The 10,286-nt window shown below is 40.0% G+C and carries 12 protein-coding genes, 6 tRNA genes and 1 pseudogene; all 19 read right to left on the reverse strand.

Annotation, left to right across the window (positions count from 1 at the left end; translation table 11 throughout):
- Positions 1-72 precede the first annotated feature (72 nt).
- A pseudogene (locus M1R56_RS09655) lies at positions 73-309 on the reverse strand (ABC transporter ATP-binding protein); the annotation flags it as partial.
- 1 nt (position 310) lies between these two features.
- Complete coding sequence (locus M1R56_RS09660; protein ID WP_248036005.1) at positions 311-2,017, reverse strand: ABC transporter ATP-binding protein; 1,707 nt, start codon at positions 2,015-2,017, stop codon at positions 311-313.
- A gap of 191 nt (positions 2,018-2,208) precedes the next feature.
- Positions 2,209-2,910: a histidine phosphatase family protein gene (locus M1R56_RS09665; protein ID WP_248036006.1), complete on the reverse strand. Its 702-nt coding sequence runs from the start codon at positions 2,908-2,910 to the stop codon at positions 2,209-2,211.
- Positions 2,911-2,968: 58 nt separating this feature from the next.
- Positions 2,969-3,406 (reverse strand): competence type IV pilus minor pilin ComGG, encoded by a 438-nt coding sequence (gene comGG, locus M1R56_RS09670; RefSeq protein ID WP_248036007.1) that lies wholly within the window; start codon positions 3,404-3,406, stop codon positions 2,969-2,971.
- The gene (gene comGF / locus M1R56_RS09675) at positions 3,384-3,845 is read right to left on the reverse strand and encodes a competence type IV pilus minor pilin ComGF (protein WP_248036008.1); all 462 of its coding nucleotides are present in this window, start codon (positions 3,843-3,845) and stop codon (positions 3,384-3,386) included. Before comGF ends, comGG begins: the two co-directional genes overlap by 23 nt.
- The gene (comGE, locus tag M1R56_RS09680) at positions 3,808-4,110 is read right to left on the reverse strand and encodes a competence type IV pilus minor pilin ComGE (RefSeq protein ID WP_024053803.1); all 303 of its coding nucleotides are present in this window, start codon (positions 4,108-4,110) and stop codon (positions 3,808-3,810) included. The genes comGF and comGE overlap by 38 nt, the downstream gene beginning before the upstream one ends.
- The gene (comGD, locus tag M1R56_RS09685) at positions 4,073-4,507 is read right to left on the reverse strand and encodes a competence type IV pilus minor pilin ComGD (protein ID WP_282434707.1); all 435 of its coding nucleotides are present in this window, start codon (positions 4,505-4,507) and stop codon (positions 4,073-4,075) included. The genes comGE and comGD overlap by 38 nt, the downstream gene beginning before the upstream one ends.
- Entirely contained in the window at positions 4,470-4,793 is a 324-nt protein-coding gene (comGC, locus tag M1R56_RS09690) for a competence type IV pilus major pilin ComGC (protein ID WP_075231870.1), read from the reverse strand. The genes comGD and comGC overlap by 38 nt, the downstream gene beginning before the upstream one ends.
- Positions 4,794-5,837, reverse strand: coding sequence for a competence type IV pilus assembly protein ComGB (comGB, locus tag M1R56_RS09695; protein WP_248036009.1), 1,044 nt, complete (start codon positions 5,835-5,837; stop codon positions 4,794-4,796). It abuts the gene before it with no gap.
- Positions 5,758-6,699, reverse strand: a complete 942-nt coding sequence (gene comGA, locus M1R56_RS09700) for a competence type IV pilus ATPase ComGA (protein ID WP_248036010.1) — start codon at positions 6,697-6,699, stop codon at positions 5,758-5,760. Before comGA ends, comGB begins: the two co-directional genes overlap by 80 nt.
- A 57-nt stretch (positions 6,700-6,756) precedes the next feature.
- Positions 6,757-7,134, reverse strand: a complete 378-nt coding sequence (locus tag M1R56_RS09705) for a DUF1033 family protein (protein ID WP_007555701.1) — start codon at positions 7,132-7,134, stop codon at positions 6,757-6,759.
- Positions 7,135-7,271: 137 nt separating this feature from the next.
- Positions 7,272-8,330 carry a zinc-dependent alcohol dehydrogenase family protein gene (locus tag M1R56_RS09710; RefSeq protein WP_000649456.1) on the reverse strand — a complete coding sequence of 353 codons (1,059 nt, stop codon included), beginning with the start codon at positions 8,328-8,330 and terminating at the stop codon, positions 7,272-7,274.
- Positions 8,331-8,468: 138 nt separating this feature from the next.
- Positions 8,469-9,620 (reverse strand): N-acetylglucosamine-6-phosphate deacetylase, encoded by a 1,152-nt coding sequence (gene nagA, locus M1R56_RS09715; RefSeq protein ID WP_060956243.1) that lies wholly within the window; start codon positions 9,618-9,620, stop codon positions 8,469-8,471.
- A gap of 157 nt (positions 9,621-9,777) precedes the next feature.
- Positions 9,778-9,861: transfer RNA gene (locus M1R56_RS09720), tRNA-Leu, on the reverse strand.
- A 9-nt stretch (positions 9,862-9,870) separates the two neighbouring features.
- Positions 9,871-9,942: transfer RNA gene (locus M1R56_RS09725), tRNA-Gln, on the reverse strand.
- A 12-nt stretch (positions 9,943-9,954) separates the two neighbouring features.
- A tRNA-His gene (locus M1R56_RS09730) sits at positions 9,955-10,027 on the reverse strand.
- Positions 10,028-10,041: 14 nt separating this feature from the next.
- Positions 10,042-10,112, reverse strand: a tRNA-Trp gene (locus M1R56_RS09735).
- 5 nt (positions 10,113-10,117) lie between these two features.
- Positions 10,118-10,198 (reverse strand) — tRNA-Tyr (locus M1R56_RS09740).
- Positions 10,199-10,210: 12 nt separating this feature from the next.
- A tRNA-Phe gene (locus M1R56_RS09745) sits at positions 10,211-10,283 on the reverse strand.
- Positions 10,284-10,286 lie beyond the last annotated feature (3 nt).

The following is a 10,286-nucleotide window of genomic DNA, read 5'->3' on the forward strand; positions in this document are numbered from 1 at the left end:
GTGACAAATTTATTAAGGGAAGTTCCAAATATCTTTGAATGTTTAGAGCGCTTTTTTAAAACTAAATGACTATAAAACTATCAAAATATAAGCAAGATTAATCAGGAGTCCCAATAGACTTTGCCAAACCATATCTGGATTTCCATTTTGATAGGCTATAACCAAATTAGCCAGCTCTGTGACTGTTTGACCTGCAAATACTGGAAAGAGGGCTTGTGCTACCGTTGCAATGATAATCATAGCAATGACAACGATAAAGGATATCTTGTAAACTTTAAAATAGTTCCAAAAGAATTCAAATGTCTTCATCCTACTCCTCCTTTCCTTTTTGCGTTTCGTAAATTTCACGATAAACTGGGTTTGTTGCAACCAAGTCAGCATGCTTACCTTGACCAATCAAACGCCCTTGGTCAAGCACTAAAATTTTATCCGCATGAACAACAGAGCTAATCTTTTGTGCGATGATAATCGTAGTCGTCCCCTTCAAATCCTTGTTAAGGGCTTCTTGGACCAAACGTTCTGATTTGGCATCAAGGGCAGAAGTTGAATCATCGAAAATCAAAATCTTAGGATTGCTGACAATCCCACGCGCAATGGACATTCTTTGTTTTTGTCCACCAGAAAAGTTGGTTCCACGTTCCTCAACCGGACTTTCAAAAGCCAAGTCCATACGACTAATAAATTCACTCGCCTGAGCGATACGAGCTGCGCGTTCCATTTCTGAAACTGTCGCATCTCCTTTTCCTTGTCTGAGGTTATCTGCGATGGTTCCACTAAAAAGAATGGCTCTTTGTAGAACGATAGAGACAGTCTTGCGAAGCGTTCCTTCACTAACTGTACGAATGTCCTTTCCGCCAATTTTGATCGAACCTTGCTGAGGATCAAATAATCGTGGAATCAACTGAGCCAAGGTTGATTTCCCTGCACCAGTTGCTCCGACAACCCCAACCATTTCACCAGCTGCGATATCGAAGGATACATTTTTTAGGATAGGTTCTTCATCATTTGGATAGGTAAAGGTCACATTTTCAAAACTGAGACTTCCTTCCAATTCTTCATCTTCCACATCCTTGAAGGTCATAGCCGGTTCTGTATCTAGGATTTCACGAATACGACGGAGTGAAATCATGGCACGAGTAACTGAGTTCCCCAAAAATCCAACCATGACGATGGTAAAGATAATCTGACTCAGGTAGTTTACAAAGGAAGCAATGGAACCAACTACTGACGGATCTGACTCTGCCATACCTGCTACAAGCCAGATTGAAAGAAAGACAGCCCCGTAAGAAATCAACATCATTGCAGGTTGCATAACAGAAAAGGCATAACCGATATAAAGGTTTTCTCCCAACAATTCATCTGACACCTGCGTAAATTTATCAAACTGATCTTTTTCTCTGACAAAAGACTTAACCACGCGCACACCACGCAAATTTTCTTTAGCAATGGCATTGATACGCTCTAGTAAGGTCTGGAATTTTGCAAAGCGTGGTCCCACCACTCCCATCATAAAACCCATTATGGCAACAATCAGAACGACCATGAGAACTAGCACCCACCATAGAGAAGGTAGGGTGACAACTGCTAGAATAAAGGAACCGATAAACAAAAGTGGTAGTCGAAAGAGAATTTGGAAGGTCATCATGACTACGTTTTGAATCTGGTTGATGTCATTGGTCATACGAACAACAAGGTTCCCTGCGTTAAATTCCTCAATATTAGCGTATGAAAAAGTTTGAATCTTACGAAAGGCATCTTCCCGTAAGTCTGACGAAACTCCTTGAGCAATGTAGGCGGCTAACACAACATTAATGCCACCTGCGACCAGACCGATCAAGGCAACAAGAATTAACCAAAAACCAATATGATAAATAGCTTCATTATCACCTGTTAGCAGTGCCTCTAAAACTTCCTGCAAATAACGTGGTTGCAAGAGTGAACTCGTTACCATTAGACCTGTCATAATTAAGGAAGCTAGAGCCTGCCATTTATAAGTTTTTATTTTCTGAAACAGCATATTTCCCCCTTCTAAGATAGACAAAAGGGAACGACAACTCTGTCAGTCCCTTCTTATGCTTTCATGTTGATGCTATTCTAACAAAAAAGAATGCTATTGTCAAAGCACTTAACTCTTACAAGCTTGTGCAATGACGACATCAGCATTCTATTGAATCATCTAAAACATCTTCTAATTTAAGTAGAGAATTTTTATTGTTCTGAACTAGCTTGCTCTTCTAGTTTAGCTCGTCCAATTTCACGGTAGCTACGGTCGCCAACAATCTTGACCGAGAACTGACCATCTTGGTACTCGAGAATCGTCACACTTCCATTATCAAGGCCATGCGGATGCATTCCGTTGATTAAATAAACAATGGTACCAATAGTCATTCCATGGCTGACTACCAGGGCATTTCCTCCACCATTGGCTTCCATTTCCTTGGCAATGGCTTCAAATCCTTCCCAGATACGACCACTTAGCTTTTCCCATCCTTCAGCCCAACCTGCTGTGTCTACTTCTACCAGACCTTCAGCCAGCTCCGCATAGGACAAACGATGCACATGATCGACATTAAAGATACGAGGAATAATCCCCATAAAAAGGTCTCCATCATAAGCACCATCAAAGCTACCAAAGCACCACTCACGGATTCGCTTATCCATCCGATAAGGAATTTGTCCTGTCAAACCTAGTTCCTCAAGGATAATTCCCATAGTTTGGATGGTACGTCCTGAGTCACTCGAGTAAGCACGCTCAAACTTTAAGCCTGACTCACGCAAACCAATCCCCAATTCGTGAATACCTCGCTCACCTTCGGCTGTTAAAGGAGTATCACTCCAGCCTTGAGCACGCCCAATCGTATTAAACATTGTTTTCCCATGACGCACTAGATACAATTTTACACTTGCCATTTTTGGTCCTCCATATGTATCTATTATAGCATGATTTCAGATAAAAACCTCGTCCAAACTACTCTGTGCCCTTCTTTGAAGGTGCTAATTTGGAAGATCTAGCAGTCTCTTTTTTGCCCCCTTCTTCTTTTTTCTTCTCGCTTTCTTCTTTTGACTTTTTTTCTGTTTTCTTCGTCTTGTCGTCAGTCTTTTTCAAAGGTGGAAAACGAAATTCAAATTGATTTTTCCCAGTGTCAACAATCGCTGTAAATCCCTTTTGGTCATTACGATAAGTTGCCTTTCCTGCATTAAATGACTGCTGACCACTCTCAGGACTAGCTTTTTCATAGGTCCTCTTAGCAATTGCAAATGCAAGAAGTTTTTCTTTGTTCAGTGCATAATCCTGATGATGAGCTACTTGCCGATTCAGATAAAATTGCAACAGAAGACTAAAAATACCAGCCATTACAAGGGCATAAAGAAGAACGCCTGCTCTAACTTTTTTCTTTTTCAACACGATAGATAAACTCCCTCTCTAGTCCCTTTTCAAACTGAAAATTGAAATGAACATTTTGCCCTTTTTGGTAAATATGTGCTGATTTAAGGCCATAAACCATGGGTTGATAGCCACGTCCACTAGCATCTGTTTTCCGGAAATCATTTGACTTTGATTTACCCATGGAAATGGGTTTACCTTCCTGTTTGAGGTAAAGCCTATCATTCTCCACTTTTTCAAATTGGGCTCGATTCAGCTCTGCTTCCAGCTGATCCACAAATAAAAGCCACTCCTTCTGCTCACTTCTCTGCTGGTAGCGAACCTCTGAAACCAAGAGCTGACTCATAGCTTGAAAGAGGAGTAAGCTACCACTAATAACGATAAGTGCAACCAAGGATTCTAAAAGTGTAAAAGCTCTGACCCTACTTGTCTTGAATCGCCAGTAATTTCTCCGTTCCATGGTATACCTCCAAACCTCGCTCATTCGAGACAACATGAACCGTAAGGCCGTTGACAGTCAACTGCTTTTGTCCAGTCTGCAAAGCCATACGAGCCACTCGCAAAACTTCTTCCTGTTTTAGAAGTTCTACTTCTCTTTTTCTACTTTCTTGAATTTGTCCCAGCAAGAGGGTTGCTATACTGGCAAAAATGGCTAGTGAAATCACTGCTTCCAGTAAAATAACCGCCTTAATTTTTTGCTTCTTGAATACGTTTAATCTTTCCATTTCCTATATTTAGTCGATAGCGAACTACTTCTTTCCTTGTTTGAAATCTGATGCTAATCAGATATGAACTACCTCCAGCCTTGTCAAAAGTGATTGACTGAGTGGACTGCAGTTGAAGCCCTTTAGGAATGGCTAACTTTTGATAACCATTACTAATGCTCCTCTCTTCTAACATTAAATTCATCTTTTGTTGACTAGCCAGACTTCGTTTCTGGGTTTCTCGATAAAGTTCCTCAAACTCCATGAAGAAAATTTGCTCTTCCACCGCCGCAAAAGTGGATTGAACTGAACTTGACAAACCCAAAGCCAAAATGCTGACTATCCCTAAAACCAATAGACTTTCTAGCATGGTAAAAGCCCTAATCCGCAACTGTTTGACTTGTCTTTTGTTTATCATGATACTCTTTGTAAGCTTTGGCTTGTTCAGCAGTGATACGTCCATCTGCCTGTAATTTGCTTAGACTAGCATCTTCATTTTTATCCAGACTATACAGTTCTGCTTGACTTTCTACCACCTTGACGACAGCTGCTTTACCCTTGTCATTCACTGCATCCTTTTGCTTAGTAAGATTTGGCACAAACAGTAAGAGTAGAATACTAATGATGAGCAATACGACCAACATTTCTACCAGTGTAAAAGCTTTTGCCTTCGCTTCTTTTAATTTCATCAACATTTTTTTCATCTAAAAATTTACCTCCATATTTTGATACATAGGCAACAACATGGCTGCGTACAATAAAACGATTAGCAGAGCTACAAAAATAAAGACCAGGGGTTGAACTAAGTTCATCGTACGATTAACTCGAGTAAAGAATGCCTCCCAAGTTTTCTCTGCATAGATTTCCAATTCGCTTCCCAACTTGGACTTGACCTCTCCATATTCAATGATTAATCCCAACTCTCTTCTAAAAAAAGGATAATTCTGCACAACCATAGAAAATTCATGCCCATTTTGCAAGGACAGGGATAAATCATGTCCGATTTCCTTAAAAAGAGGATTTCCTTGCTCCTGCATCATTTGAAAAATCTGTGATAGCTCCAGACCTTGACCAATCATATTGCCCCATTCCCGAGCATAATAGGCCGTCAGATAATATTGAATAAACACACCTAGAAAGGGGATTCTAGCTAGAAAAGAAAAGACTTGTATCTTCTTAGATTTCCTGTAGAAAATCAGCCCTGTTAAAGATACTAGAGCTAACGCTAGAACAAGCCCAAGAAAAATCTGTGGCAAGTTACTAATCACTAAGGTAGCTATATTACTACTATCTAGTTGAGGTAAGAGATAATTCCGCAAACCCAACATAATGAGCAGTAAGAAAGCTAACAAAATGACTGGATAGGTCGCAACTTCAATTAACTTCTTCTTCACCTTAGCAAGATTATCAAGATACTCTTCAATTTTCCCTAAACTCAAATGAAGATTTCCATGAACTTCAGCCAAGGAAAGTTGCGTGACAATAGCACTCGAAAAACCTAAAGTTCTCATCATTTCCGAGAAGGATTTCCCCTGCGAGAGTCCTAAGCGCATCTGAGATACATATTTCTTTTCCAACAAAAGACTTCTATCAAGAAAGGAAATGATTTCTACCAGATGAAAACCACTGGAAAATAAATTGTTAAAAAGAGTGATGATTTTCTTCTGCTTACTGGTAGCTAATTTTCTCCGTTTCAGCTTGAAGGGCAGTGATATGTCCTTCTTTAAGAAGCTGGTCAATTTGTCCATTCCACTTTTCTGCCTGGTGTTCTTGGTAATTTTTGTTTGCAAAATCAATAATTCCTCCTCCTGCGATTAGTCTTTGGTAACAAACACCTTGTAAAACTACTGCAAGTTCATCTTCACTGACACCAAGTTCTAAGAGGCGCTCATAAACCCCACGAACACTCTTGGCATGGATTGTCGAGAATACCGTGGCACCTGTCAGACTAGCTCGTACAACGGCACGGGCTGTTTCGCTATCTCGAATTTCTCCAATGATTAAAAGATCTGGACGATGTCGTAGGGAAAGTTTTATCAAGTTCTCATAGCTAAGTCCGATAGCTTCATTAAGCTGTAACTGTAGCATCTCTTCCTGCTTAATTTCTACTGGATCTTCAATAGACATGACCTGTTGTCCCTTAAACAATGACTTGGCTAATTCATGCATCAAAGTAGTTTTGCCACTTCCTACGGGGCCTGCAAAAAGATAAAGCCCGCGTTGCCTAAAACCCTTTTCCAGTTCCATAAGGTCCTGAAACCAGAAGCGCAACTCTTGTTCTTGATCATGCAAAAGCCGGATTACTAGACTCTCATGACCACGATAATCTCCCACCGTCGATAAACGTAATGAAGAAACCTTGTCTCCATGCTGATAATCACAGGAACCAAGCTGACTACGGCGTTTTTCTCCAACGTTCATCCCCGCAATAAACTTAAAATGACTAATGACAGCCCCCAACTTTTCAAAGTCATAGGTGTTAATCAAATGTCTCTCATCTCCAACTCGCATATGTAGCTCATAAATCTTTTCTTTAGGAACAAAATAGATGTCCTGAGCTCCCTGTTTTTTGGCCAGTGTAATCAATTCTTGTGCAAGTGTTTGTACCATATCTTCCTCCTCATTCTTATTATTCGAAGAAAATATAAAAAAGAAGAAACAACTTCATTAAAAAGTTGTTTCTTCTTTTTTTATGCGACAAGTACGGTGGATTTCTAAACCAGTCTGCTTTTCGTAACCAGGTCTAAATTTTTCATCAGGAATGACTTGACCATCTTCCAACAAAGCCAAGGAATGATATTGCTGAAGAAATTCATCGCATTCTTCACACCAGCGTTTATCTTCTGGATCCCAAAAAATAGTCATCAAGTCTCCTCTACTTTTGTAAAGGGGAATCTCCTTTTCTAACTCAAACCAACAAGACTTATAATATTTCAAAGCGTCATAATAGTTATCAAATTTTTTGCTCGCAATGACGTCGTCTTCCCAGCCTTCTATAAACCACCACGGTTCAAAATCTCCGTACATTTTTATAACTCGATACATAGTTTAACTTCCTTTGTACCGTATATTATAGCGAAATTTTGAGAACAATGAAAGAATTTTGCTCATTTTCACGAATTATATAACATTTTCAAAAAATCCAGCTATTCAAAAACGAATAACTGGATTTAAAAACAAGATTAACCTTCTGAAATATCGTTTTCAATGATCACTTTAATCGCATGATGATCGGCGGCCTTACTAAATACTTCATAGGCCTTTTCTATTTCACTAAGTTTGAAATAATGAGTTACCAATTTTTCAGGTTCAATTTTATGACTTTCTAAGGCTTTCAAAAGCTGAGGAGTTGTATTGGTAGAAACCAATCCAGTAGTAACATTAATGTTACGAATCCAAAGAGTGTCCAAATCAAACTGAACTGGCTTACCATGCACACCACAGTTGGCTACTGTTCCGTCTACACCGATAATCTTTTGACAGAGATCAAACGTTGCAGGAATTCCTACCGCCTCAATAGCGACATCTACACCTCGACCATCTGTCAAATCATAAATTTCTTGAATTGCCTTTTCAGGATCTGAAGAATTAATCTTATGAGTAGCACCGAAAGAAACTGCAGTATCCAAGCGGTTATCGTCTAGGTCCACCATAATCAATTTAGCTGGTGAATAGAATTGTGCCGTCAAAAGAGCTGCCAATCCGACTGGCCCTGAACCAACGATAGCTACACTACAACCAGGCTCAACTTTCCCTTTTAAGACACCAATTTCATAGCCAGTTGGCAAGATATCAGATAACATAACCAAAGCTTCATCAGACAAGTCAGCTGGAGTATGATAAAGAGTATTATCAGCATGGGGCACACGAAGATATTCTGCTTGCATACCGTCAATCAAATGTCCAAAAATCCATCCACCTTCGTCTTCACAGTGAGCATAGATTCCCTTTTTACAGTAGTAGCATTTACCACAGGCACAAACACAAGAAATCAAAACCTTATCGCCTTTTTTGAAGTTTGAAACTCCTGCTCCAACTTCCTCTACAATACCAATTCCTTCATGTCCTAAGATTGTTCCACTCTTACAAGCAGGAACATCCCCTTTAATAATATGAAGGTCTGTACCACAAATAGTAGTCTTAACGATACGCACAATAGCATCTGTTGGCTTGCGAATAACTGGTTTGTCAACATCAACAAATGACGCAAGGCCTGGTTTAACGTAAGTATAAGCTTTCATAAGCAATCCTCCGCTTTTTTATTTGTATTGTTTATATCATAATTGTAAGCCTTTTCAATATAAAAATCAAGTAATATGTGAAAGTGTTCACGAATTTATTAAAAAAAGTAGAAACTAAAGTCGTTTCTACTTTTTAGATTATGCTTGATAGCGTTTTTCTCCATCTAGATAAGTTGCTACTAATTCCAAATCTTTATCTAGCACGATAAAGTCTGCATCGTAGCCTTCACGAATTTGTCCACAGACGTCATCGATATGAACTGATTTAGCTGGGTTCAGACTAGCCATCATGACTGCTTCATGAGGATTTGCAATTCCCCACTCAACGACATTTTTCAAACCATCTTTAAGTTTGAGAATGGAACCTGCCAAGTTACCTGTAGATTTAAGGCGAGCAGTCCCATTTGCAACTACAACTGGAAACTCCCCTAACATATAATCACCATCTTGCAAACCACCTGCTGTCATACAGTCAGTGATAAGGGCAATATTTTCAGTTCCTTTTTGTTTAAGAAGAATTTCGCAAGCCTTAGGATCCACGTGATGACCATCACAGATCAATTCTGCATAAGTGTGTGGTAACTCATACATCGCACCAACCATTCCAAGTTCGCGGTGCGTTAAGCCACGCATTCCATTATAGGCATGAACCCAAACACTAGCCCCGGCATCAACAGCTTTTTTAGCTTCATCAAATGTAGCATTAGAGTGACCAAGAGCAACAGTTACACCTTCACCAGTAATAGTACGTACAAAGTCCTCAACCCCATCACGTTCAGGTGCAAGAGCAATTTTATTAAGAAGACCATTAGCAGCCTTCTGCCAAGCACGGAACTCATCCATACGTGGATCTTTCATGTAAGCAGGGTTTTGAGCTCCTTTAAATTCCTCAGTAAAGTATGGCCCTTCAAAATAGATACCACGAATCTTAGCACCAGATGCTTCTTGATAGCGTGCACCAATGTTTTCAGTAACAGCCAGCAATTGTTCGTATGATGAAGTTAGTGTAGTTGGTAGGAAACTAGTAACACCTGTGCTAAGAAGACCTTCACTCATCGTATGAAGAGTTCCTTCAATATTATTATCCATGACATCCACACCACCAAAACCATGAATGTGGGTGTCAACGAGACCAGGTGCAATGCTGTAACCAGAGTAGTCTAAAATTTCTGCATCATCCGAAATCTCTTCAACATGCTTACCAAACTTGCCATCAATAAGTTCTAAATAACCTCCACGACGAATACCATGTGGATAGAAAAATTGATCAGCTTTAATATACTTAGGCATAATGATAACCCCCTTAAGAAATAATCTACTATTTATTATGTCAATTACATTATAAACCTTTCAAAACAATTTGTAAATGGTATAGACCTTTTTTAGTGAAATTTTAATAAATTATTCAACAAAAAAACAAGGTCCGAAAACCTTGTCTTTCATACTATACCGGCGGCCGGGGTCGAACCGGCACGTCCTTGCGGACACTGGATTTTGAGTCCAGCGCGTCTGCCAATTCCGCCACGCCGGCAAAGTATAACTGGGGTAGCTGGATTCGAACCAACGCATGAGGGAGTCAAAGTCCCTTGCCTTACCGCTTGGCTATACCCCAATAATATAAATAGGCGAGTGAGGGGAATCGAACCCCCGAATGTCAGAGCCACAATCTGATGTGTTAACCACTTCACCACACCCGCCATAATTTAACTAACACGGGCAGTAGGAATTGAACCCACACTGAAGGTTTTGGAGACCTTAGTTCTACCTTTAAACTATGCCCGTAACTATGGAAGGGGAGGGATTCGAACCCCCGAACCCGAAGGAGCGGATTTACAGTCCGCCGCGTTTAGCCTCTTCGCTACCCTTCCAAAATATTTAAATGGCGCGAGACGGAATCGAACCGCCGACACATGGAGCTTCAATCCATTGCTCTACCAACTGAGCTACCGAGCCTTA

It is taken from the genome of Streptococcus sp. oral taxon 431 (assembly GCF_023115445.1).
Classification (GTDB): Bacteria; Bacillota; Bacilli; order Lactobacillales; family Streptococcaceae; genus Streptococcus.